Consider the following 23746-nt stretch of genomic DNA (forward strand, 5'->3'; position numbering starts at 1 on the left):
TTAAATGTGTGCGAATGCCGTTTTTGCTAAATGAGCAAAGTAGTGCGCGGCGGGTTCTATTAAGCGTTCATCCGGATTAAATCCCGGATGATGTAATCCGTATTCGCTGGCGCTACCAAGACTGACGAACGCTCCAGGCGTATTTTGCAGGTAGACGGCAAAATCCTCCCCGCCCATATGCAGGTCGGCATAGTGGGTGGCGTAGCCTGATTGTTTCGCCACGGCGGTGGCGATATCCGCCCAACGATCATCGTTCACCAGCGCGGTCGGTCCCGCATGCCAGATAACATCAATTTGTGCGCCAAAAGCGTGGGCAAATCCGGCGGCGATGTCATTTACCCGGGCTTTGACCTGCTGCTGCACCTCAATGCGATGCGTTCTGAGCGTCCCTTCCAGCTCTACGGACTCTGGCAGCACGTTCCATGTGTTTCCTCCCTGAATACGGGTCACGCTGAGCACCACTGAATCGAGGGTGTTAACATCGCGACTGGCAACGCTTTGCAAAACTGTTACCAGTTGGCTGGCGAGCAGGATGGCGTCTTTGCCTTCATGCGGACGCGCCGCATGTGCGCCTTTGCCATTGATACGTAACACAAAGCGATCAACATTGGCATAGAATGCACCGCCGCGCGTGGCGAACTCCCCTACCGGCAAACCCGGTTCATTGTGCATGCCAAAAATAGCCGCGACGTTTTGCAGTGCACCAGCGCGAATCAGTGTTTTGGCGCCGCCAAAACTCTCTTCCGCGGGTTGAAACAAAATACGTACTCGCCCCGGTAAGTCTGCTTCCTGCTGCTTAAGCAGCAGCGCGGCGCCAAGCATGACGCTGGTGTGAATATCGTGCCCGCAGGCGTGCATCACCCCCGGCGTGAGTGAGCGAAACGGAACATCGGCGCTTTCTTCTATCGGGAGGGCATCAATGTCCGCCCGCAAGGCGATGATCTCTTCTCCCTGACCAATTTCCGCGACCAGACCGGTTTTCAGGTTGAATGGCAGAATCTGGACATCAGCACTGCGCAACCAGTCGCGAATACGCGCCGTCGTCGCCACTTCCTGCAGGGAAAGTTCCGGGTGTTGATGCAATTCACGACGCCAGTTGATAAGCGTTGTCGCCAGTGTCATCAGACCACCTCCACGGCGTTATGGGCTTGTGCCAACAACCGTAGCGACGTCAGACGCGCGTGCCCCTCTGCCACTGGCGTGTCGATAATGAACTCATTAATGCCAAATTGCGTATGCAGGACGTTCAGTTTTGCCAACACGTCGTGGGCAGTACCGTGTAACAAGGCCTGTTCACGACGCGCGATTTTGCGGGGCGGACTGCCAGCCTGCGCAGCGAATGCCAGCGCTTGCTCTTCGCTGGCAACCGTGACGCGTTGGCCATTTTCGAGTTCCACGCCCCAGATCTGCACGTTTTCCGCAAGCTGCGCGGCGGTGTCGTTACTGTCAGCCACAATTACCTGGACGGCGACTATCGTCGGGCGTGTGCTGTGGGTCTGCCAGAAGGACAAAACGTCACGCAATAACGCTCTGTCACCGTTGAGGTGTGCCGCGAAGATGAAATTCCAGTCGGATTGCGCTGCCAGCTGAGCGCTTTGTACACTGGCTCCCAGCACAAACCCTTCTGGCGGTCGCGGTGGGATTGGCGTCGGGAAAACCGTTTCCCCGCTTTCCGTGCCGTTCAGCGCCAGCCAACCGTTAAGCTGAGAAAGCTGGTCAGCAAAACTGCCTTTTTCATCCTGATGAAGTCCCAGCTGTAACGCCTGAGTCGACAGGGGTAAGCCGCCAGGCGCTTTTCCGACGCCAAGATCGACACGTCCGGGGGCCAACGATGCCAAAAGATTAAAGTTTTCCGCCACTTTGTACGGGCTGTAATGCTGCAGCATCACGCCGCCGGAACCGACGCGGATACGCTGGGTTTGCCCAAGGATCCAGGCGATCACCAGCTCCGGCGACGGGCTCGCCAGCTGTGGTGTATTATGGTGTTCCGCGATCCAGAAACGATGGTATCCCCACTCTTCTGCCAGTTGCGCCAGACGCAAGGTCCGGGCAAGCGCCATCACGGCAGTTTCTCCTTCCCCAACGGGGCTTTTATCCAGAATACTCAGGCGATATGACATGTTACAGGCCCATATTTGTTAACATGTCTTTATTATTAAATTATCAAATAACCATAATGAAACACTTAATTCACATTTGCTCAGCAAAAAAGTAGATAACCAGCCCTGTTGCTGTCAGGGATAAGATTCGGCTTATCTCTCACGGGCGAAACACGCCGCAAAAACAGCCTGCACGTATTACCTACAAAATATAATAGGGTTGTTGTTACTACAGTAAAACCCTCTTTATCCTTTCTGCCAGTGTGCTTTTTATGGTGATTTTTTTAGCGTGATTTACATTAAGTCAGATTAAATAGCTTACCACGTTATATATTTGTATTAGATGTTTCACTTTCATGACAATTAACAACTTTTATACGTCAGGATTTTTATTATAACTACTTCCACCGAAATCATGATTAGTAGAGAATACAGCGTTTCTTATTAAAATGGTTTAAACAGTTTTTAATATCCCCTGGCTTTATTGCGGGGATTTTTTATGGCTTATACATACCACCTGGGGCCTCTATGAAAAGTAACATGCCTGTTACACAAATTGAGTACGCACTTAACGATAAAGCGACGCTGCTTTCGACAACAGATAAAGAAAGTCATATTACCTACGCCAACTCTGCTTTTATTGACGCCAGCGGATTCAGCGAACACCAGTTAATGGGCGAGCCGCATAATATTATTCGCCACCCTGATATGCCCCCTGCCGCTTTCGCCGATATGTGGTACACGCTACAACAGGGGGACAGTTGGACGGGAATGGTGAAAAACCGGCGGCAGAATGGCGATCATTACTGGGTGCGGGCCAACGTGACGCCGGTCTGGCACAATGAAAAACTCACTGGTTACATCTCGGTACGCACTGTTCCTTCGCGCGATGAAATAACCCAAAGTGAAAACTTATATCAAAAAATAAATAGTCAGCAGCTTAAAGGCTTTCGTCTGTTTAAAGGTATTATCATTCGTCGCGGCATAATGGCATGGGTTTCAATGTTTAAATGGCTGAGTATTAGCCAACGCGTCAATTATAGTTTAGGGGTAACTGCCCTGCTGGCGTTGTTATTTATCTTATCCCCTGTGAATTCTATTATTCAGGCGGGTGGGCTGTTGATGCTGTTTCTGGCACTGGCTATTTACCTTAAGTATCAAATTTGTCAGCCAGTTAATACGCTACTGACGCAAATGAAGAAAGTGGTGTCTGGTCGTAAAGCCGATAACTGTCATTTAAACAGGGTCGATGAAATAGGAATGTTGATGCGTCTGGTTAATCAATCCGGGCTTAATCTGAATTCACTGGTCGATGACGTCAGTACGCAACTATCCGGTATTCGCGCCATCAGTCAGCGGGTATCAAAAGAAGGTACTGCGTTGCACAAGCGTTCAGAAGAAACCTCCGCTGACCTGCAACAAACGGCTGCCGCCATCGAAGAAATTGGCAGTGCGGTACAGCAAACCGCTGAAACGGCGGCGCAGACCATGACCATGGCAGATAAAACCAGCGCCAACGCGGCAGCAGGCGGCGATATCATGAAACAAACCATTGCCATGATGCAGGCAATCTCGCGTGATAACGGACAGATAGTCGACATCATTGGCGTTATCGATAGTATTGCCTTTCAGACCAATATCCTGGCGCTCAATGCCGCGGTTGAGGCCGCGCGAGCCGGAGAGTCCGGGCGCGGCTTCGCCGTTGTCGCAGCAGAAGTTCGCAATCTGGCGCAGCACTCAGCGTCGGCGGCAAAAGAGATCAAACAGTTGATCGAGAAGAACGTCGCCAACGTTAACAGCGGCGTCAAAATGGTGGAGCGAACGGAAACGCATCTCACCGGGATGATTGGTGATGTCCTGCAGATGTCGATGATGATCAAAGAGATTAGTCTGGCCACGCGAGAGCAAACCCAGGCGCTGGATCTGATTAACGATTCAATTTCACGCGTGGGCGCCATGACACACAATAACGCCGAAATGGTGGAACGTGTTACTGATGCTACCGCCGATCTTACCCAGCGATCATCACGCTTACAGCAGGCCGTTCAGGTCTTTGGCGTATCAGCATAACGTTACGGCGCTTATCGGGCGAATGTCTTAATAAGCGCACTCCTCTCCCTGGTTAAAACGCCCCTTTCTTTTATTGGCTGAATCGAGGCCACACCGCGCCAGTTCCGGCTGCACAAAAATGCTGAATTCTTGTTATCGGGGCTTTGCGCAAGTGAACAATTGAATGTAGGATGCTCGGCCGGCAGTTTTCCCCCGTAACACAATGAAGGGTAACGCTGTTTTCGCCGCAGCAGGTGCGGCAAAAAGGATTTTGTAAATCAGTCAGGTCAACAGGAAACGTAATGAACACACACAACACGCAAGCCGCGGAACAACATGCGGCGAAACGACGCTGGTTGAATGCTCACGAAGAGGGGTATCACAAGGCGATGGGCAATCGACAGGTACAAATGATCGCCATTGGCGGCGCGATTGGTACCGGATTGTTTTTAGGGGCAGGCGCACGTTTGCAGATGGCTGGCCCCGCTTTGGCGCTGGTCTATCTGGTGTGCGGTATTTTTTCGTTCTTTATTCTTCGCGCGCTCGGCGAACTGGTTTTGCACCGCCCTTCCAGCGGTAGCTTTGTCTCCTACGCCCGCGAATTTTTAGGTGAGAAAGCCGCCTATGTGGCGGGCTGGATGTATTTCATCAACTGGGCGATGACCGGTATTGTCGATATCACCGCAGTTGCGCTGTATATGCATTACTGGGGCGCATTTGGCGACGTGCCGCAGTGGGTGTTCGCCCTCGGGGCGCTGGCCATTGTCGGCACCATGAACATGATCGGCGTGAAGTGGTTCGCAGAGATGGAGTTTTGGTTTGCGCTGGTCAAAGTGCTGGCGATTGTGATTTTCCTGGTTGTGGGTACCGTTTTCTTAGGTAGCGGAAAACCGCTGGATGGCAACGCCACGGGTTTTCACCTGATAACCGACAACGGCGGATTTTTCCCGCATGGCCTGCTGCCAGCGCTGGTACTGGTTCAGGGGGTCGTCTTCGCGTTTGCCTCCATCGAACTGGTCGGCACTGCCGCGGGTGAGTGCAAAGATCCGCAAACGATGGTGCCGAAAGCGATCAATAGCGTTATCTGGCGTATCGGTCTGTTTTACGTGGGTTCGGTGGTCCTGCTGGTTCTGCTTCTGCCCTGGAACGCCTACCAGGCGGGGCAAAGCCCGTTTGTCACCTTCTTCTCCAAACTTGGCGTGCCGTATATCGGCAGCATCATGAATATTGTGGTGCTCACCGCGGCGCTTTCCAGTCTGAACTCCGGCCTGTACTGCACCGGGCGTATTTTACGTTCCATGTCGATGGGCGGTTCCGCGCCAAAATTCATGGCTAAAATGAGCCGCCAACAGGTGCCATGGGCCGGGATCCTCGCCACACTGGTCGTGTATGTCGTAGGGGTATTCCTGAACTATCTGGTGCCGTCGCAGGTGTTTGAGATCGTGCTTAATTTCGCCTCGCTGGGCATCATTGCGTCGTGGGGATTTATCATGGTTTGTCAGATGCGTCTGCGCCGGGCGATTAAAGAAGGTAAAACCGCAGACGTCAGTTTTAAACTGCCGGGTGCGCCGTTTACCTCCTGGCTCACGTTGCTGTTCCTGCTGAGCGTGCTGGTGCTGATGGCGTTTGATTATCCAAACGGCACTTATACCATCGCATCATTACCGTTAATCGCCATCCTGCTGGTTGCGGGCTGGTTCGGCGTGCGTAAACGCGTAGCGGAAATCCACCGCACCGCGCCGTAAGGATAAAAAGGCCTGATACCTTACCCCTTCAGGCCTTCTTTTTTTAGTCTGCTTCAATGAGCTGCGCAACATCGTTGCTATTAATTTCCCGCGCATTCCCATCCTGATCGGTATAGCTGGTCATTCCCGTGTCTTTATCCAGCTTTGGCTTGCCTTGGGTGGTAATCGTTTGTCCGCTTTTGGTCGTCATAACGTAATTGGTTGTGCAACCTGCCAGCGTAAACAGCATGACGCCTGCACAAAGACACATAAATGGCTTTTTCATGGTATTCCCGTGTTATTCAGTTAGCCGTTGAGGGCGTAGTGTAAGTCCCTGAAGTTAGTCAGGCTACTGGCGGGGTGTAACGAGGCGTATCGTGAGGTTTAGAGAAATGACAGGAGGGGTTTCCCCCTCCGGTTAATTACAGCGCAATACGAATCACATCGTCCGGCTGAGTAGCTTCCTGCTCGCGGGTAGATTTCTGTTTCACGCTAACGTACAGCGTTTTACCGTCGGCGGAGAGCGCCAGGCTGTTCGGGAATGTTGGGGTCTCGAACGTTTTGACAACTTTGTAGCTTTTCGCGTCGATCACGCTTACTTTACCGGCCTGACGATGAGTCACATAGGCCTCGTTGCGCGCCGGGTTGAACAGCACGGCCAGGGATTCCGGCGCGGCGACTTTCGCCAGTACATTGCCGTTGCGGGTGTCAATAACCAGCACTTCCGCAGCCTTAGAGTCGGTAACAAATGCGCGGTTACCCGCCGTGTCCAGACTCAGGTTGATAAAGAAGTGCTCTTTTCCATCATCCAACAGCTTTTTACGGCTGAGAATTTTGTTATTGGTGGTATCGATAGTGATAAATTCGCCGTCCGCATTGGCGGTGTACAGGCGTTTAGCCTTGCTGTCGACAGCCAGAGCGGTGCTCATTTTGCCAGTATTTTGGATTGTGTCCTGAAGTTTGATCGTCTCACCGTCCACGACCCAAATTACGCTCTCTTTACCAATACCGCTAATGTAGACCGTGTTGGTCGCATCATCGGCGACCAGCTCACGCGGCTGCAGCGGGCGCACATCTTCAGAACGCTTACGCGCATCCAGCACCAGGCGCCCTTTCACCGCGCCTGTTTTGGCATCCATCGCCGTCACCGCGCTGTTTACCGTATTACCAAACCACAGCGTTTGCGTGGTGTTATTGATGGTGGCGCCAAACGGTTTGAGATCGTTATGGATAACCTGAGTCACTTCGAGCGTCACCGGGTCAAGACGGTAAACCACGCCCCCTGTATCCAGTTTGCGGCTCTGTGAGGTCGCCAGCCACAGCGCGTTCTCTTGCTGGCTGTACGCCATTTCATAGGCACCTTTGCCCACAGCTTTGCGCAGCAATTCTTCCGCAGCCTGTGTCGTAAAAGATGATGCCACGAGCAGTGAACCTAACAGTAAAGAACCACGCAGGCGCGGCGAAAACAGATGACGTAAAGACATGACGACTCCCTTTGATAAATTCGTTTGTTACTGCTTCACATAGCTTCAATGAGCAAAATCATGGTTTTGCCTTTTTAAGAATGAGAATAGTAATCATTATTCATCGCAAAGTGGAGCACTTCTTCACATATTGACTACACTCGTTTTCATTGCCCGAAAAATTACCGCAATTCAGTAGCGCTAAAATTCATCTTTTTTATAAAAAAATTCACATGCTTACCGTCCGTTTTCCGGCGTCAGCATCATAAACTGGCCTTATTCATGACGATTTTTTCAGCCCGCTATACTGTCTTTCCTGTTTCATTACTGCCTGTCTTTCTCTCGACTTTTGCCGCGGCAGACAGTGAGATAAACGAGCAAACGCTGATCGTTAGCGCGACGCCACAATCCGTTTCAGAGCTGGATACGCCTGCCGCCGTCAGCGTTGTTGCCGGTGAAGATATGCGTCTGGCAACACCGCGCATTAACCTGTCCGAATCGCTGACCAGCGTCCCTGGGCTACAGGTGCAAAATCGGCAGAACTACGCGCAGGACCTCCAGTTGTCGATTCGTGGTTTTGGTTCACGCACCACGTATGGTATCCGTGGCATTCGTATGTATGTAGACGGAATCCCAGCCACCATGCCGGATGGGCAAGGCCAAACATCCAATATCGATATCAGCAGCGTACAAAATATTGAAGTCCTGCGGGGTCCCTTCTCTGCGCTGTATGGCAATGCTTCCGGCGGTGTGATTAATGTCAGTACTGAAACAGGGCGTGAGCCGCCCACCATTGAAGCCAGCGGCTATTACGGTAGTTTTGGCACCTGGCGCTACGGTTTAAAAGCCACCGGAGCGCTGGGCGACGGTACTCAGCCAGGCGATGTGGATTACACCGTTTCAACGACCCGATTTACTACCCATGGGTATCGCGATTACAGCAGCGCGCAAAAAAATCTGGCTAATGCCAAACTGGGCGTACGTATTGATGACGCGAGTAAACTGACGCTGATTTTCAACAGCGTGGATATTAAGGCCGACGATCCCGGTGGCCTGACGAAGTCAGAGTGGAATGCCAATCCGCAGCAATCGCCCCGCGCCGAGCAATTCAATACGCGAAAAACCATCAAGCAGACCCAGGCGGGATTGCGCTATGAACGCCAGCTTAGCGCGCAGGATGATCTCAGCATCATGACCTATGCGGGGGAGCGCGAAACCACCCAGTATCAGTCGATCCCAATGGCCCCACAGTTAAGACCCTCCCATGCCGGAGGCGTTATCACTCTACAACGTCATTATCAGGGGATAGATAACCGTTGGACTCACCGTGGCGAATTGGGGATCCCGGTGACCTTCACCACCGGTATAAACTATGAAAACATGAGTGAAAACCGTAAAGGCTATAACAACTATCTGCTTGATAATGGTGTGCCTGAGTATGGTCAGAAAGGCGACGTGCGACGCAATGAACGTAACCTGATGTGGAACGTCGATCCCTATCTGCAAACCCAGTGGCAATTGACGGAGAAGCTTTCGCTGGATGCTGGCGTTCGTTACAGTTCCGTGTGGTTTGATTCCAACGATCGCTACATTACGCCGGGTAACGGCGATGACAGCGGGGACGCCAGCTATCACCAATGGCTCCCTGCCGGATCGTTGAAATATGCGATGACGGACGCCTGGAACGTCTATTTGGCTGCGGGGAGAGGATTTGAAACGCCGACAATTAACGAACTCTCCTACCGTTCCGATGGCCAAAGCGGGATGAATTTTGGTTTACAGCCGTCCACAAATGACACCATTGAAATCGGCAGCAAAACGCGCATCGGCGATGGGCTGTTTACCGCGGCCCTGTTCCAGACCAACACGGATGACGAAATCGTCGTTGATAGTAACAATGGCGGTCGTACGACCTATAAAAACGCCGGGAAAACCCGCCGTCAGGGAGGCGAGCTATCCTGGGACCAACGCTTTGCCACAAACTGGCGCGTAAAAGCGGCATGGACCTGGCTGGATGCAACCTATCGCAGCAATGTCTGCGGCGATCAAAACTGCAACGGCAACCGACTGCCCGGCATAGCGCAAAACATGGGATTTGCTTCACTGGGCTACGTGCCTGATGAAGGCTGGTATGCGGAAGCAGATGTGCGTTATATGGGTGACATTATGGCTAATGATGAAAATACGGCGAAAGCCCCGTCATATAGCGTAGTCGGCCTGAATACCGGCTATAAATTTTATTACAGCAACCTTATGATCGACCTGTTTGGCCGGGTGGATAACCTGTTTGATAAAACCTACGTCGGTTCGGTGATTGTGAATGAATCAAATGGCCGATACTACGAACCGGCGCCAGGACGAAACTATGGCGTGGGTATTAATCTGGCCTGGCGTTTTGAATGATACTGGCGGGAATCGCTCCCGCCAGCACTCTTTACGCATCGTCTGCTACGCGAATAACCACCTTGCCGAAGTTTTTACCGGTCAGCAAACCGATAAAGGTCTGCGGCGCATTCTCCAGACCGTCAGTGACCTGCTCACGGTAGTGGATTTTACCCTCTTTAATCCAGCGCCCCATCTCCCGCTGAAACTCATGAATGCGGTGACCATAATCCTGACCAATGATAAAACCCTGCATCCGAATACGCTTTTTCAGTAAGGTTGCCATCAGCAACGGTAATCGGTCAGGGCCGGTCGGAAGCGATGTCGCATTATAACCGCTGACCAGTCCGCAAAGCGGAATGCGCGCCGAGGTATTGAGTAACGGCAGCACAGCGTCAAATACCTTACCGCCAACGTTCTCATAGTAAATATCAATCCCCTGCGGACTCGCTTTTGCCAGTTGTTGTGCAAAATCGTGCGCATGGTGATCGAGACAAACATCAAAGCCCAACACTTCGGTGGCATGCCGGCATTTCTCTGCCCCGCCCGCTACACCGATCACCCGACACCCTTTGAGCTTACCAATCTGTCCAACCGTTGCGCCCACCGGGCCAGTTGCAGCGGCAACAACCAGCGTTTCCCCTGCTTTCGGCTGGCCAATGTCCAGCAAGCCCATATAGGCGGTAAATCCCGGCATCCCCAAAACACCCAGCGCCCAGGAGGGATGTTCAGGATTATCGCCAAGCTTCACCAGCCCATTGCCGTCCGAAATGTCATAGTCCTGCCAGCCACTGTAGCTCAGCACCCATTCGCCAGGCTGGTAATCAGGATGGTTGGAGGACACGACGCGGCTCACAGTGCCGCCGACCATCACACCGCCAATCTCAACGGGAGGCGAGTAAGACGGTTCATCGCTCATGCGCCCACGCATGTAAGGATCGAGAGAAAGGAAAACGGTGCGCAGCAAAACCTGACCTTCTCCCGGCGTTGCGACTTCATCTTCTTCAAGACGGAAGTTATCCGGGATTGGTGCGCCATGTGGGCGGGAAGCCAGTACCCAACGGCGGTTACGATTAGTCTGTTGACCCATGATGTGCTCCTCTGCTTTTGGCATGAATCCATCAATAGTAGCAGCCTGCGCCAGCATTTAGCTCACGACATGGTTTAATCGCACAACCAGATAAACGCAGGTTTGCGTGGTTTCATTGATAAACCGACAGTCATTCGGCGGCCCCAGTTCCAGACAATCGCCCGCTTTCATTTCATGACGCACATCGCCTTCCACAAAGACTAACTCCCCCTGCTGTAGCCAGATAAGCTGTCTGGCCTGCACGTAGGAGGATGCTGGCATTGGGATATCGCTTCCGGCGGGCAATTCGATTTGTACCAGGTCGATGGGGAGATCGCTGCGCGGTGAGACATGGCGTCGCAGATAGTGGCTCTGCGGATCGTGCCAGACGGGCTGGTCAGCGAGGCGCAGCAGCTTGCCCTCCTGCATTTCGGCTCGCGCAATCAGCATCGACATGCTGATGCCAAACGCCCCGGAGAGCCTGCCCAGCAGCGTGGCCGTGGGGCTACTCTCACCACGCTCTATTTTATGGATCATTGCCCGCGACACGCCTGCACGCTCGGCGAGTTCCGTCAGAGACCAGCCGCGAGATTCTCGTTCAAGGCGAATTCTTGCACCGATCCGTTGATTTATGCTGTCTTCAATAGTATTCATATTGTAATACTATAGTGAACAACCCCTGAGGTTCAACATGTCAATTCGATTTGCCAGCAAAGCAGACTGCGCCGCTATTGCTGAAATTTATAACCACGCGGTACTGCATACGGCGGCTATCTGGAACGATCAAACGGTCGATGCCGAAAACCGTATCGCCTGGTTCGAAGCCCGCCAGTTGATGGGCTATCCCGTGCTGGTAAGTGAAGAAAACGGCGTAGTCACTGGATATGCTTCGTTCGGCGACTGGCGTAACTTTGACGGATTTCGTCATACCGTTGAGCATTCGGTGTATGTCCATCCTGAGCATCAGGGCAAGGGCCTGGGACGAGCGCTGCTCAGCCGACTGATAGAAGAAGCGCGCACGTGCGGAAAACATGTAATGGTGGCGGGGATTGAGTCTCAGAATCAGGCGTCGCTGCATCTGCACAGTACGCTGGGATTTAACATCACGGCACAAATGCCGCAGGTTGGCACCAAATTTGGTCGCTGGTTGGATCTGACCTTTATGCAACTGCAGTTAGACGATCGTCGCGATCCGGATGCCGGCAGATGAACCAGACGCTGACCCTCTCCTTTCTGATTGCCGCAGGTATTGGTCTGGTGGTGCAAAACACCTTAATGGTGCGTATCACGCAGACCTCCTCGACGATCCTGATTGCCATGCTGCTGAACTCACTGGTTGGGATTGTACTGTTTGTCAGCATTCTGTGGTTCAAGCAAGGCGCCGCGGGGTTTGGCGAACTGATCACCAGCGTGCGCTGGTGGACGCTGATCCCCGGTTTGCTGGGGTCTTTTTTTGTTTTTGCCAGTATCAGCGGCTATCAAAATGTGGGGGCTGCCACCACGATTGCGGTACTGGTCGCCAGCCAGTTAATTGGCGGACTGGTGCTGGATATTCTGCGCAGTCATGGTGTACCGCTCCGTGTGCTGGTGGGGCCTGTTTGCGGCGCGGTGCTGCTGGTCGTCGGGGCCTGGTTGGTCGCGAGGCGCTCATTTTAACTGCCGGATGGCGCTTCGCTTATCAGACTTACGGAATTTATCCAGCCTGAACATACAGGCCGGATAACAGTAATAACGAATTAAAGGATTGTGCCGCCTTTAGTCAACTGCTCGCGACGGGCTTCCATATCCTCTTTATGCTGACGACCATGATGTGCAATAGCCGTACGCAAACGCTGTTGCTGGGTGTAACGATCTTCCCGGCTCAGCGCGGCATCATCGCTGAGTTCAATCAGCAATTCATTCATATGCGTAATGACGCTCTCTTCAATGGCGGCATCAACTCGTGCGCTGACCTCATCCAGATGCGACATAACCTCTCCTTAACTCTTTAATTTAATTTTGCTTTTGAAAAATCACTGCCCATCAGGCTGACGCTGTATCCGCTGACGTTGCTACGCGTGGCATAGAACGTTTTGCCATTTGCCAGGGCTATCCACGGAGCCTGCTGGTAGAAAATCTCTTGCGACTGCTGGTACAGCGCGGCGCGTTCTTCAGGTTTGCTCACCAGTTTCGCCTTTTGAACCAGAGAATTATACTCTTTATCGCACCAACGCGCGGCGTTAGATCCGGTTTTAATGCTGTCGCAGCCCAACAGTACATCAGCGAAATTATCCGGATCGCCGTTGTCTGACATCCAGCCGAACAGCGCGGTGTCATGCTCGCCTTTGCGCATTCCGGAGAGATATTCGCCCCACTCGTATGACACTATTTTTGCCTTTACGCCGACTTTTGCCCAATCGCTCTGGATCATCTCGGCAATACGCCGGGAGTTCGGGTTGTATGGACGCTGAACCGGCATTGACCACAGCGTCGCTTCAAATCCGTTTTCCAGCCCAGCCTGTTTCAGCAGATCTTTCGCTTTTTGCGGGTCGTAAGCGTAATCTTTTAGATCGTTATTGAACCCCATCATATTCGGTGGAATCGGCGATTTTGCCACCGTACCGGAACCTAAAAAGACGGCGTTAATAATGGCTTTTTTATCGGTCGCGTAGTTCAACGCCTGACGCACCAGCACGTTATCAAACGGTTTTTTCTCGGTATTAAACGCCAGATACCCGACGTTCAGCGCTTCAACCGAATGCAGCGTCAAATCTTTATTCTTGTTGATCTCGTCAAACTGGATTGGCGCAGGCGCAGGGATAATCTGGCATTCGTTAGTTTGCAGTTTTGCCAGTCTGGTCTGTACATTTGGAGTGATCGAGAATATCAGGTGCTTCGTCGGGACGGCGCCATCCCAGTAGTTCGGGTTGGCCAGATAACGGATTTGGGAATCCTGTTTGTACTGCTGCAACACATATGGCCCGGTGCCAATCGGCCAATTATCAACGTTTTCCGGGGTGCCTTTTTTCAGCATCGCGTCAGCATATTCCGCAGAAAGAATGGAAGCGAAATCCATCCCCCAGTCGGCAAGAAACGCGGCGTTAGGTTCATTCAGCACAAACTGAACGTGATAATCATCCACCTTCTTCACTTCTTTGATCAGTTTATCCAGACCGACATCGTTAAAGTATTCGTAGCTGCCCTGAGAAACCTTGTGGTACGGATGATCGGCATCTTTCTGGCGTAATACCGAGAAAACCACGTCATCGGCGTTGAAGTCGCGGGTAGGTTTAAAGAATTTATTACTGTTGAATTTCACCCCCTGGCGCAGGGTAAACGTGTAAGTCTTCCCATCGGGAGAAATTGTCCAGTCCGTTGCCAAAGACGGTATTGGGGTATTCTTTACCGGATCAAAGTTAATGAGTCGGTTGTAGAGCACCTGTGAACTTGCCACAAACGACGGACCGGAACTGGCGATTTGCGGGTTAAATGACTCCGGCGACGCTTCTGAGCAGTAGATGATGGTGTCAGTGCTGGCCGCGAACGCAGCGCCTGAGGGTAAGGCGGCGCTGAGCGCCAGCGCGAGTAACGTTTTCCTTGCAATCATGGTTATAAGCCTTCTTATTTTATTATTAACCGGAATATCAGAGCATAGCTGACAAAAACTGACCAATAACAAATCACTATCAGGTTATTCTAATCCGGTGGTTTTCGCTGAATTATTCATCACCACAAGCGAATTAATTTCCCTTAAGTCTTTTTCAAAACGTCAAGATTTTTCCCGGCACTCTATGCCATGAAAATTCGCCCCTTTTTGCCTCTCTTCCGTCGTTTGCTCGTTCTTATAAACCGTAAAGTAGATGTGTGAAGAAGTCTAAGGGGTAACAACGTGGCAAAAACTCTCTTGCGCAGCGGCAATTTGGATGACTATCAGGCCGTAGGTGGCGGTGGTCAGGCCGTGTTTGATTCAGCACTGCAAATTCGTGAAACGCTTCGCTTGCGTAAACAGCAGGCGATGGTGGATTGTCTGGCGATCCCACAAATTAACGACAACGGCGATCGGGTTGACTGGTATTCTCCGGTTGAAGGAAAAGTCGTTGCGTGGAAAGCCGCTGATGAAGAGGCACGTTTTCGTGCGCTGCGCTATCTGGAGAGCACGCTGGAAAATGCGGCGGCCCTGAGCCGTAAAAGCCTGCAATCGGGGAAAACCGCCCTCCAACTGTTTGGTTCATTGCTCGAAAAAGCCATCCAGTTTCCTGGCGAGAATCACGTGTTTCTGGTTGATGGTAAACCCGTTCTTACGTTCTGGGGCTTCGTCAATCTGAATGAAAATCCCCGCGACGATGTGCTCGATTGCCTGCGTCTTGCCGATATACCACCGGTTGTCACTGTGACAGAGCCTGACCCGGAAGAAGAGACTTCACCTGAAATCACCTTCACTGAGGCCGATGCCCCTTTACTGACGCCGGTCATTGAACCGCCAAAACCGGTTGAACCTGAATCACAACCGCTGGCCATGATCAGCGAACCGGAAGTCACACCGCCACCGGTACAGGTGAAGCCCGCACGTCGCCTGCCGCTGTGGAGTCTACCCGTTGCCGCCGTCATTATCGCAGCCATTGTCGGACCGTTGCTATGGAAACAACAAGCCGTTATCCCTACCCCCTTAGTTGCCCCCATTGCAGTGGCTAAAGCAGACATGACGCCGTTGCCGGAACTGACCTCTGCACTACCTTTGCATCGGGCTGAAGTCATTCCGGTAGCGAAAAAAGAGAAACCTGACGCAGGACCGGTAGTGATTGCCGCTATTCCCAAAGATGCGCTGGTCATGGATGCCAGCCAGATGAAGGCAGGAACGACGCGTTTCCTCAACGGTAACTGGCGCGTCATGGTCGACGTGAAAGATCCGGTCAGCGGCAAAGCGCCGTCGCTGCGTTATCAGATCCAGACGAATAAAGGCACTGCACGCGTCGTTCATGGCGACAATATTGTTTGTCGTGCCGAGATTTTCTCTGGTTTGCATCAGACTGGCGAATTAATGATTAAGAGTCGCGGCAATGCCCGTTGCACGGACGGATCACGTTATCCGATGCCTGAAATTACCTGCAAAGCGGGAACCAATGACGTCGCCACCTGCACCGCCCGATATGACGATCACGCGGAAATCCCTCTGACGATCAAAAAGATAGGTGCCTGATTTTATGTTGGTGAATCTGTGTGACTACAAACAAAGCGTGACGCTCATTGCCAATAGCGGTGTGCAATTTCTGGATTTTGGCCTGACGCCGCAGGAATCTGCACATCATGGCCGCTTTGTGCGCAAAACGGCCAACGGTCCCCTGCTACGGCTGGACTTCGATCTGACAACGGGACGCTATACCTTGCCGGGCAGCACCGGCGGTCAGCCCGAAGTGGTGAAGCCGGAAAGCACCCAGACGCTGCATTATTCTCTGGACGTGCTCGACGGCATCTGGCTACCGCTGCCGTTCCTGCGCTTTAATCCGCCGCGTACGTTTGTTGAAGGCCCGGATAACTGGGCGCGTGTACAGGTGCGAAAACTGGCGCAACCAGACAGCGCGGGCAACACTCACCGCGTTACCCTGGCGCTGGACAGCCAGCTCACTGAAAATGCTCCGGCAGCGTTAACCCCCAACGAAAATGACCTGCTTAACGGTACGCGATTTGCACTGGCCTGGCATGATAACGAAATTGCCGATTTCCTCGACCAGACCTGGATTGACGGCTGGCTGCGCGAATCCTTTATGCATCATGTCACGCAGCATGAGAATCGCTCAGAACATGAGATCCAGCAGGCGCTGCGTAATTTTGAATATCAGGCGCACTGGTTAAATTTGTTAACCCTGTTAGGCGAACAGCTTTCTATTCCGGAAGTCAAGCTGGTCACACATACGCTCAGCACACCGGCGATTCCCGTCGATCTGATCCTGGACATTGGTAATACCCATACCTGCGGCGTCCTGATTGAGGATCACGGCGATGCCAATGATGGACTGCGCCAGACCGCTGAATTACAGGTGCGGTCATTAAGCGAGCCGCAGTTTCTTAACGATCCGCTATTCACCAGCCGACTGGAGTTTTCCGAAGCGCGGTTCGGTAAACAGCACTTTTCCGTTGAGAGCGGTCGTGATGACGCCTTTATCTGGCCGTCGATTGTTCGCGTGGGCGATGAAGCCCGAAAGCTGGCGATGCAACGTATGGGTACGGAAGGCAGCAGCGGGATCTCCAGCCCGCGCCGTTATCTGTGGGATGAAACGCCGGTGCTCCATGACTGGCGCTTTAGCCAGATGAATGGCAAAACCCAGCGCGAACCGCTGGCTACCGCCTTCCCGCTGATGAATCTCATGAATGATGACGGACAACCGCTGTTCAGCCTGCCGCAGGATGACCGTCTGCCGGTGTTCTCACCGCAATACAGCCGCAGCACGTTGATGACGCATATGCTGTGTGAGATCCTGGCTCAGGCGCTGGGTCAAATTAACAGCGTGGCGACGCGTTTGCGCCTTGGTTTCCCGGCCTCTCCTCGCCAGTTGCGCACATTGATCCTGACCCTACCCTCAGCGATGCCAAAACAGGAGCGCGAGATTTTCCGCCTGCGTATGTTTGAAGCCATTGCACTGGTCTGGAAAGCAATGGGCTGGCACCCGCAGGATGAAGACTTCACCACCCGTAAGCAGCAGGAAAAGAGCGTGGTTCCCGTCCCTGAGATCCAGATGGAGTGGGATGAAGCCAGCTGCGGTCAGTTGGTGTGGCTGTATAACGAGGCGATTTCCCACTACGATGGTCACACGGAATCGTTTTTTAATGCCCTTGCCCGTCCGGACCGTCTGCCTGAACCTGGTGAGATAAAAGGCCGTGCGCTGCGCGTGGCATCCATCGATATTGGCGGTGGGACCACGGATATGGCCGTCGTCCATTACCAACTTGATGACGGCGTTGGTGCGAACGTCAAGATCACCCCGCATTTGCTGTTTCGCGAAGGCTTTAAGGTCGCAGGCGATGACATGCTGCTGGACGTGATTCAGCGTTGCGTACTACCTGCCCTGCAAACCCGCTTGCAGCAGGCTGGCGTGACCGACGCCGCCGCATTACTGGCTACGCTGTTTGGCGATTCCGGGCGCATCGATACTCAGGCGATCCTTCGTCAGCAAACGGCATTACAACTCTTTATGCCGCTCGGTCATGCGGTACTCTCCGCCTGGGAACAAAGCGATATTAACGATCCGGTAGCCGGACTGCATGCCACCTTTGGCGAGCTGCTCAGCCAGCAACCCACGCGTAACGTGATGAACTATATCCAACAGGCTATCGATCATGCGTTGCCGTCTGGTTCGCCAGCGTTTGATGTTTTGAGCGTGCCGTTACAGGTGCAGTTCAGGCAGTTACAAGAAGCGTTACTGGCGGGGCAATTTACCCTGACCTCGCCGCTGCACGCGGTTTGTGAGGCTATTTCACATTATCGTTGCGATATTTTATTAGTGACCGGCAGACCCGCTTGTTTACCGGGCGTACAGGCGTTGATCCGCCATCTTCAACCCGTTCCGGTTAATCGTATGATCTGGATGGATAACTATCGGGTGCACGAGTGGTATCCGTTCAGTCAGCAAGGGCGGATTGGCGACCCCAAATCCACCGCAGCAGTCGGTGCAATGCTATGCAGCCTGGCGCTGGATCTGCGTTTACCGCGCTTCAATTTTAAAGCTGCCGATATCGGCGCTTACTCGACCGTACGTTATCTTGGCGTGCTGGATAATACGGTCAACACGCTACGCGATGAGAACATCTGGTATCACGATATCGATCTGGATAAACCCGGCGCGAAGCTGGATACCCGTTTGCACTTCCCGCTGCGCGGCAATGTAACGTTAGGCTTCCGCCAATTGGCAAACAGCCGCTGGCCTGCCACGCCGCTGTATACGCTGAGCATAAATTCTGCCGAACTGGCAAAAAGTATCGCCGGAGATGGCGTGTTAAATGTACGGCTGCAGTTACGCGGCGGCAGCAAAGAGAGCGGCCCGGAATGCTTCGTCCTCAGCGATGCCTGGTTACAGGATGGCACCCCCGTTGCCGCCAATGCCTTAACGTTAAAATTGAATACCCTGGCGGATCGTCGCCATAGCGGTAGCCATTACTGGATTGATAGCGGGAGCGTGTACCTGAAATGAGTAAGATGTTAAACACCGCGCAGGCCGTCATCGAGTGGGTAACAGAGACCCGCCAGCGTTCCGTACGTCTTGATGATGAGGCGGATGCCCTGCTGACACAACTTACGTTAGCCGCGGTTAATGAATCTGCGCTGACAGCGACCTTTTCAGCACGAGGCTGTGTTGGGTTATATGGGCACTCACAATCAGCGAAAGCGCATCTGCTCGCGGCATTGTGCAGCAATGCCAATGGCAAAGTGAACATCGTGACACCGGATCGCAGTTTTGATTATTTTTCGCATATTAATCCGGGGCATGCACCGACCAATATGGCGATTCGCTTTACACGTGAAGATAATCCGCTCAATAGCGAATGGCCGCTGCGCTTACGCTTACTCAGTGAAGCCGAACTGGTACAGCTGTTTATCACACAGTTCTGTGCGCTTCCGGACAACCGCCAGGTTGAGAAATCGATTATTGAGGCGCGCCTGGAAAAATGGCAAACCCTGCGTCAGCGTCATCCGGTGCAAGGCATCACGGCTCAGGATGTCGCGGCAATCGGTCGTTTCTGGCGCTCCTGCGTACCGGCTAATCAGCAGCAAATTGACGATGCGCTATGGCATCAGTTTGCTACGCTTCTCCCCGCTCTGGATCTGACGACCCGGGCAAACGCCTGGGCATTATTGTGGGGAGAACAACCAGAGCTAACGCAGCAGTGGCTGGCGCTGGCGCATACGCTGCAACAAACCGGGAACGCGCAAGAACTGGCGGCTCCGCTGAGCCTGTTGGTTGACCATTTTGGTTTACCTGCTGAGAGTTTTCTCACTCAGGTGGCATTGCACGCGAGTGAGGCGCAAAGTGATGTGGTTGTTCATCCAATTGAAAACCATCAGTTGCTCAATGCGGTCAGTCTCTCACAGGCATCACTAGCGCTGTTGACGCGCGAGCTGATCCTGACGGTGGAAGATGCTGTGCTGGAGAATGTCGATCTGCTCGATATCCCTCTCGCCCCGGATGCTCATCCCCATCCGCTGTGGCAGGCAAAATTAGGCTGGATGCTGGAGCATTATCGCCAGCAACTGCAACCGGATGTGCTCTTAATCTGCAATGCGGTATCTACCCGCGCCCAGACGCCAGCCATTACCCGCAAGCTGCTGGGCTGGGTCAACGATACGCAACCCGTACATGACGCCGCATTACCGGGCGTAGTCTGGGCCATCACCCCACAGGATGCGCGTTTTAGCACCCAGCAAAACCTGGATGAGTCCGTACAGCAATTAATGGGCAAACCGGGACTGCACTGGGGTACGCTGCAGGCGCTGGATAACCACAGCTTACAACGCCTTGTCGAATGGCTGACTCAGGCGACTTCACCACAACAGCGTCAGGCCAGGCTGACCTCTCTGCGCGAACAACACCAACAGCGCATCCGCGAAACGCTGATGAGTTGGATTAACACCCGCGATGATGAGTCAGGTAGCAGCGAGTCGGTGATCCGCCAGTTACAATCCCAGGCGGCAAAACATGGCGAGCTACTGGAGGGGTTACTGCCGCCAATGCGCCTCTTTGAGTCGCTGCTGCGTGTTCATCAGCCGCGCGAGGAACAGGTGAACGGGCTATTTAATGAAGAGATCGACCTGTTTGCTGAAGTACGTGACATACCGCACTCGCCGGAAAGCAAAGAAACTGGTTATCTGGCACACAAAATGTGGGTTAATCACGTACGTCAGTGGTGTCGCGATGAAAATAATGCGCGCCGTTTAGGTCTCGATCCTCGTACGCTAAGGCAGGTGGCTGACATTCTTGTGACCACCAGTTATCGCCTGGAGATGCCGCAACGCTTACAGCGCATGATGCAGCACGAAAACGTCTGTGCGGCGCAGCTACATGCCGATATTGGGGATTTTATTACCTGGCTTGGATTTACCAACGTTGCTGAGGAACAGCGCCCTGCCAGCAGGATCCAAAAAGGCGCGGCTATTTTTAGCGCGCCAAAGCAACAACCGATGTCGCGCCTGGCCAAACTGGAAGAACAGCCCTCGCACGGCGCAAGCCGCTATGTTTACGACTGGCTGGTTGCTTTGTATACCCGCGCGAATGAGAACGTGGGATATCAGCACCCACAGGATGTTAATGAAGTCGACAAAAAACGTTTAGATGCCCTGCTTTCCTGCTGAAACGGCCTCATCAGAAAAGTGAAAACATCAGCGCGACAGGAAAGCTCATTGGCCAGGTCGCCCCGACTAATACCGCGCTGAGAAAACGAATCCGCTTTTTCTCGCGTGACAGAAACCAGGTGATGATTGCCGTGATAGCGGCCATCACCGCATAAAAGACCAACATTTTTTGGTACAGAGACATGTAAGGCATCCTGGCCGGAAGGTAAAATCGCGCGCAATATGCTCTTTTTCATGACTCACATCAAGTTTTATTAATTATTTTAAGAGAAACGGCGGTAAAACAACCCGTTTTCATTATGTTCAGAATTCGTACTATTGCGGATAGTTATAACCCGTACTATACCCATAGGGGTTAAAACGAAAGGTGGCACAAATGAATGTTTCCAGTAAAACTGTGGTGCTGATAAATATATTTGCTGCTGTAGGACTTTTCAGTCTGATTTCCGCAAGGTTCGGCTGGTTTGCTTGATGTGACTCTTCTGAATTAATTGCAGCGTCCACTGGCAGAGAGGGTTTTCTCTCTGCCATTAGCCAACGATCTTCCCACTCTGCCTTCATCCGGTAAATCATCCTTAGGATGTAATATCCCTAATCCTTCTGCGGCATTATTTGCCTGTAAAGCGGGCTGGCGTGGTGCCGGTATGCTGACGGAAAAATGCAATAAAAGCACTGTCACTGACAAATTCCAGATGTTGCGCCACCTGACTACCAGGACTCCCGTAAGCCAGCATTTCCATGGCTTTTAACAGTCTAAATTGCTGCCGCCAGTGCTGATAATGCATCCCGGTATCTCTGATGAAGATCCGGCTGATGGTCTTCTCACACGCCCCAACCCGTTGGGACAACTGATTCAGTCGCGGTGGCAACGCCCCCATGCGCAATTGCTCAAGCCATACGTCCAGCCGTGGATCTGAGGGAAATTGTAATGTCCAGTTTTCACTACGCGCGGCCCGCAATTCCTCACAAAAAACGGTGATGAGGCTGGCCTGTTGCACCGCAGGCATATCCCATGACCAAAAGGCCATGCGTTCTATGACTTCGAAAAAAAGTGGATTAACCTCGACGATATGCATTGGCAGATCGGATAACGGCAGCGAGGATGAAAAGTACAAAGAACGATAAGCCATTACGCCACGCATGATGGCGCGATGAACCGTACCGGCTGGGATCCAAACCGCACGCCGTGGCGGCAGCAGGCACAGGGCCTGCTCCAGTTCAATCGTGATGCTCCCCGCCGCCGAAAAAAGGAGTTGATGACGAAGGTGGCTATGGCGTCCGGAATCGTGTACGCCCATATCGGCGGCAATCCCAATTACCGGGTTATCAAAGCTATCCGCATCGAAAATTTCATCGGGGGCAATTTTCATTATCTGTCCGATATTTGATATATAAAGTCCTGATAATAGTAATAAGACAGCCCCCATTCAGCAATAATTCCCGCCTGTTTTCGGTCTCTTCGGATATTGCTATGAATATTCTTCGTCGTCCGCCGCTTTGGCTGCTCACTCTGTTGATAATGTTTCCGCAACTGGTGGAAACCATTTACAGCCCGGCATTGCCAGGTATCGCTACCGCTTTTCACATAAGCAGTGAACATGCAGCTCAAACACTCTCCGTTTACTTTGTGGCCTTCGCCGTCGGTGTGGCGATGTGGGGCTGGCTGAGCGACAGTATCGGACGACGGCGGGCGATGCTGGCAGGACTAATCTGCTACGGCACAGGTTGTGCATTGGCCATTGTTGCCACCAATTTCAACGTGTTGCTGCTGGCGCGGATGGTGTCAGCCATCGGAGCGGCTGCCGGGTCAGTCGTGGTACAAACCATATTGAGGGACTGTTATGAATCAACCACGCTATCCCGCGTCTTTTCTGTGATGGGCGCCGCGCTGGCCCTGAGTCCGGTTTTCGGCCTGCTAAGCGGAGGTTGGCTGGTAAGCCTGTATGGTCATATCGGTGTATTCGTTGCTCTTGTTTTGCTGGCGATATTACTGCTCATACTGACAGCAACCCGTTTGCCGGAAACAAGGCCGGAGAATACGATCCGCCCGCGGATGGCTGTGCTCCTGCCCCGCATGGCTCGGGACGATGAGCTGTGGAAAAATGCTATGCTGGTCGCCCTGTTAAATACCATGCTGTTTAGCTATTACAGTCTGGCGCCATTTCTTTTCAGGCAGTTGGGATGGAGTTCCAGAGCCTTTGGCTGGACGGGGGTGTTACTTGCGCTTGCTTCGCTGTCGGGAAGCCTGTTGAATCGGCGTCTGTTAACGACAGGTCTGACGCCGGAACAGCTGGTACGTCATGCCTGTGTGCTGGCCATGTTCTCAGGCCTGGCGGCGTGGTGGCTACAGCATACTGCATGGATCCTGATACCGGTGTTTGGGGTGGTACTGGCCTATGGTATCGCAATTCCCAATGTATTGAGCCAGGCACTGCGTCGCTATCGTGAACAAGCCGGGGCCGCTGGTGCTTTGTTCGGGTTAAGCTATTACCTGTTGCTGGGAATGATGCTGGGATTGGCTGGCATGGTGCAACAACTGGGGCTGGTGCTGAGCGTCTGTGCGCTACTTGCCTGGCTTTGCAGCTACCGCCGCTGATAACTGGACGGTATACCTGAAAGCACAAAGCCCCGGCGTTAAGCTG

General features: G+C 52.8%; 20 protein-coding genes. 10 read left to right on the plus strand and 10 right to left on the minus strand.

Annotated elements, in window-relative coordinates:
- Complete coding sequence (locus FOB24_RS13535; protein WP_150345044.1) at positions 1–1122, minus strand: amidohydrolase; 1122 nt, start codon at positions 1120–1122, stop codon at positions 1–3.
- Positions 1122–2120 carry an MsnO8 family LLM class oxidoreductase gene (locus FOB24_RS13540; protein WP_150345045.1) on the minus strand — a complete coding sequence of 333 codons (999 nt, stop codon included), beginning with the start codon at positions 2118–2120 and terminating at the stop codon, positions 1122–1124. The genes FOB24_RS13535 and FOB24_RS13540 overlap by 1 nt, the downstream gene beginning before the upstream one ends.
- Positions 2121–2627: 507 nt before the next feature.
- Between FOB24_RS13540 and FOB24_RS13545 the strand changes: the two genes are divergently transcribed.
- Both FOB24_RS13545 and ansP read left to right on the plus strand, forming a co-directional pair.
- A complete protein-coding gene (locus FOB24_RS13545; RefSeq protein ID WP_150345046.1) occupies positions 2628–4169 on the plus strand; it encodes a methyl-accepting chemotaxis protein in 1542 nt (513 codons plus the stop codon).
- A gap of 281 nt (positions 4170–4450) precedes the next feature.
- Complete coding sequence (gene ansP / locus FOB24_RS13550; RefSeq protein WP_038640693.1) at positions 4451–5893, plus strand: L-asparagine permease; 1443 nt, start codon at positions 4451–4453, stop codon at positions 5891–5893.
- 43 nt (positions 5894–5936) lie between these two features.
- Here ansP and FOB24_RS13555 read toward each other — a convergent pair whose 3' ends face one another.
- A complete protein-coding gene (locus FOB24_RS13555; RefSeq protein WP_038640695.1) occupies positions 5937–6158 on the minus strand; it encodes a YgdI/YgdR family lipoprotein in 222 nt (73 codons plus the stop codon).
- A gap of 136 nt (positions 6159–6294) precedes the next feature.
- Positions 6295–7356 carry a 7-bladed beta-propeller protein YncE gene (gene yncE, locus FOB24_RS13560; RefSeq protein WP_038640696.1) on the minus strand — a complete coding sequence of 354 codons (1062 nt, stop codon included), beginning with the start codon at positions 7354–7356 and terminating at the stop codon, positions 6295–6297.
- 261 nt (positions 7357–7617) lie between these two features.
- Between yncE and pqqU the strand changes: the two genes are divergently transcribed.
- Positions 7618–9738, plus strand: coding sequence for a TonB-dependent receptor PqqU (gene pqqU / locus FOB24_RS13565; protein WP_150345047.1), 2121 nt, complete (start codon positions 7618–7620; stop codon positions 9736–9738).
- 31 nt (positions 9739–9769) lie between these two features.
- Here the strand turns inward: pqqU and FOB24_RS13570 are convergent, their stop codons facing one another.
- Both FOB24_RS13570 and FOB24_RS13580 read right to left on the minus strand, forming a co-directional pair.
- Positions 9770–10807, minus strand: coding sequence for an NADP-dependent oxidoreductase (locus tag FOB24_RS13570; RefSeq protein ID WP_150345048.1), 1038 nt, complete (start codon positions 10805–10807; stop codon positions 9770–9772).
- Between the two features lie 57 nt (positions 10808–10864).
- On the minus strand, positions 10865–11440 hold the full coding sequence (locus FOB24_RS13580) for a helix-turn-helix domain-containing protein (RefSeq protein WP_038640700.1): 576 nt from the start codon (positions 11438–11440) through the stop codon (positions 10865–10867).
- 37 nt (positions 11441–11477) lie between these two features.
- On the opposite strand from FOB24_RS13580, the gene FOB24_RS13585 reads away from it, so the two are divergent.
- Together FOB24_RS13585 and FOB24_RS13590 are read left to right on the plus strand one after the other, a co-directional pair.
- A complete protein-coding gene (locus tag FOB24_RS13585; RefSeq protein ID WP_038640702.1) occupies positions 11478–11996 on the plus strand; it encodes a GNAT family N-acetyltransferase in 519 nt (172 codons plus the stop codon).
- Entirely contained in the window at positions 11993–12442 is a 450-nt protein-coding gene (locus tag FOB24_RS13590; protein ID WP_150345049.1) for a DMT family transporter, read from the plus strand. Before FOB24_RS13585 ends, FOB24_RS13590 begins: the two co-directional genes overlap by 4 nt.
- 80 nt (positions 12443–12522) lie before the next feature.
- Here FOB24_RS13590 and FOB24_RS13595 read toward each other — a convergent pair whose 3' ends face one another.
- Together FOB24_RS13595 and FOB24_RS13600 are read right to left on the minus strand one after the other, a co-directional pair.
- Positions 12523–12756, minus strand: a complete 234-nt coding sequence (locus tag FOB24_RS13595) for a YdcY family protein (RefSeq protein ID WP_038640708.1) — start codon at positions 12754–12756, stop codon at positions 12523–12525.
- 17 nt (positions 12757–12773) lie between these two features.
- A complete protein-coding gene (locus tag FOB24_RS13600) occupies positions 12774–14372 on the minus strand; it encodes an ABC transporter substrate-binding protein (protein WP_038640710.1) in 1599 nt (532 codons plus the stop codon).
- Between the two features lie 282 nt (positions 14373–14654).
- Here FOB24_RS13600 and FOB24_RS13605 point away from each other — a divergent pair, with 282 nt between their 5' ends.
- From FOB24_RS13605 to FOB24_RS13615, 3 genes are read left to right on the plus strand one after another with little or no spacing between them, the layout of a single operon-like run.
- Positions 14655–15962, plus strand: a complete 1308-nt coding sequence (locus FOB24_RS13605; RefSeq protein WP_150345050.1) for an SrfA family protein — start codon at positions 14655–14657, stop codon at positions 15960–15962.
- 4 nt (positions 15963–15966) lie between these two features.
- Positions 15967–18948: a virulence factor SrfB gene (locus FOB24_RS13610; protein WP_150345051.1), complete on the plus strand. Its 2982-nt coding sequence runs from the start codon at positions 15967–15969 to the stop codon at positions 18946–18948.
- Entirely contained in the window at positions 18945–21104 is a 2160-nt protein-coding gene (locus FOB24_RS13615) for a virulence factor SrfC family protein (RefSeq protein WP_150345052.1), read from the plus strand. Before FOB24_RS13610 ends, FOB24_RS13615 begins: the two co-directional genes overlap by 4 nt.
- 10 nt (positions 21105–21114) lie before the next feature.
- Here the strand turns inward: FOB24_RS13615 and FOB24_RS13620 are convergent, their stop codons facing one another.
- Positions 21115–21288 (minus strand): GhoT/OrtT family toxin, encoded by a 174-nt coding sequence (locus tag FOB24_RS13620; RefSeq protein ID WP_069324931.1) that lies wholly within the window; start codon positions 21286–21288, stop codon positions 21115–21117.
- 192 nt (positions 21289–21480) lie between these two features.
- Here FOB24_RS13620 and yncL point away from each other — a divergent pair, with 192 nt between their 5' ends.
- Positions 21481–21576 (plus strand): stress response membrane protein YncL, encoded by a 96-nt coding sequence (gene yncL, locus FOB24_RS13625; RefSeq protein ID WP_071524268.1) that lies wholly within the window; start codon positions 21481–21483, stop codon positions 21574–21576.
- A gap of 136 nt (positions 21577–21712) precedes the next feature.
- Here yncL and FOB24_RS13630 read toward each other — a convergent pair whose 3' ends face one another.
- Positions 21713–22474: an AraC family transcriptional regulator gene (locus FOB24_RS13630; RefSeq protein WP_150345053.1), complete on the minus strand. Its 762-nt coding sequence runs from the start codon at positions 22472–22474 to the stop codon at positions 21713–21715.
- 101 nt (positions 22475–22575) lie between these two features.
- Between FOB24_RS13630 and FOB24_RS13635 the strand changes: the two genes are divergently transcribed.
- Positions 22576–23700 (plus strand): multidrug effflux MFS transporter, encoded by a 1125-nt coding sequence (locus FOB24_RS13635; RefSeq protein ID WP_150345054.1) that lies wholly within the window; start codon positions 22576–22578, stop codon positions 23698–23700.
- Positions 23701–23746 lie beyond the last annotated feature (46 nt).

The sequence above is a fragment of the Citrobacter werkmanii genome, from assembly GCF_008693645.1.
Classification (GTDB): Bacteria; Pseudomonadota; Gammaproteobacteria; order Enterobacterales; family Enterobacteriaceae; genus Citrobacter; species Citrobacter werkmanii.

What these genes read in the sequence shown, in the direction of transcription:
- FOB24_RS13535 (WP_150345044.1), bottom strand. Translation starts at nt 1,122, where the DNA reads ATGACACTGGCGACAACGCTTATCAACTGGCGTCGTGAATTGCATCAA.
- FOB24_RS13540 (WP_150345045.1), bottom strand. Translation starts at nt 2,120, where the DNA reads ATGTCATATCGCCTGAGTATTCTGGATAAAAGCCCCGTTGGGGAAGGA.
- FOB24_RS13545 (WP_150345046.1), top strand. Translation starts at nt 2,628, where the DNA reads ATGAAAAGTAACATGCCTGTTACACAAATTGAGTACGCACTTAACGAT.
- ansP (WP_038640693.1), top strand. Translation starts at nt 4,451, where the DNA reads ATGAACACACACAACACGCAAGCCGCGGAACAACATGCGGCGAAACGA.
- FOB24_RS13555 (WP_038640695.1), bottom strand. Translation starts at nt 6,158, where the DNA reads ATGAAAAAGCCATTTATGTGTCTTTGTGCAGGCGTCATGCTGTTTACG.
- yncE (WP_038640696.1), bottom strand. Translation starts at nt 7,356, where the DNA reads ATGTCTTTACGTCATCTGTTTTCGCCGCGCCTGCGTGGTTCTTTACTG.
- pqqU (WP_150345047.1), top strand. Translation starts at nt 7,618, where the DNA reads ATGACGATTTTTTCAGCCCGCTATACTGTCTTTCCTGTTTCATTACTG.
- FOB24_RS13570 (WP_150345048.1), bottom strand. Translation starts at nt 10,807, where the DNA reads ATGGGTCAACAGACTAATCGTAACCGCCGTTGGGTACTGGCTTCCCGC.
- FOB24_RS13580 (WP_038640700.1), bottom strand. Translation starts at nt 11,440, where the DNA reads ATGAATACTATTGAAGACAGCATAAATCAACGGATCGGTGCAAGAATT.
- FOB24_RS13585 (WP_038640702.1), top strand. Translation starts at nt 11,478, where the DNA reads ATGTCAATTCGATTTGCCAGCAAAGCAGACTGCGCCGCTATTGCTGAA.
- FOB24_RS13590 (WP_150345049.1), top strand. Translation starts at nt 11,993, where the DNA reads ATGAACCAGACGCTGACCCTCTCCTTTCTGATTGCCGCAGGTATTGGT.
- FOB24_RS13595 (WP_038640708.1), bottom strand. Translation starts at nt 12,756, where the DNA reads ATGTCGCATCTGGATGAGGTCAGCGCACGAGTTGATGCCGCCATTGAA.
- FOB24_RS13600 (WP_038640710.1), bottom strand. Translation starts at nt 14,372, where the DNA reads ATGATTGCAAGGAAAACGTTACTCGCGCTGGCGCTCAGCGCCGCCTTA.
- FOB24_RS13610 (WP_150345051.1), top strand. Translation starts at nt 15,967, where the DNA reads ATGTTGGTGAATCTGTGTGACTACAAACAAAGCGTGACGCTCATTGCC.
- FOB24_RS13615 (WP_150345052.1), top strand. Translation starts at nt 18,945, where the DNA reads ATGAGTAAGATGTTAAACACCGCGCAGGCCGTCATCGAGTGGGTAACA.
- FOB24_RS13620 (WP_069324931.1), bottom strand. Translation starts at nt 21,288, where the DNA reads ATGTCTCTGTACCAAAAAATGTTGGTCTTTTATGCGGTGATGGCCGCT.
- yncL (WP_071524268.1), top strand. Translation starts at nt 21,481, where the DNA reads ATGAATGTTTCCAGTAAAACTGTGGTGCTGATAAATATATTTGCTGCT.
- FOB24_RS13630 (WP_150345053.1), bottom strand. Translation starts at nt 22,474, where the DNA reads ATGAAAATTGCCCCCGATGAAATTTTCGATGCGGATAGCTTTGATAAC.
- FOB24_RS13635 (WP_150345054.1), top strand. Translation starts at nt 22,576, where the DNA reads ATGAATATTCTTCGTCGTCCGCCGCTTTGGCTGCTCACTCTGTTGATA.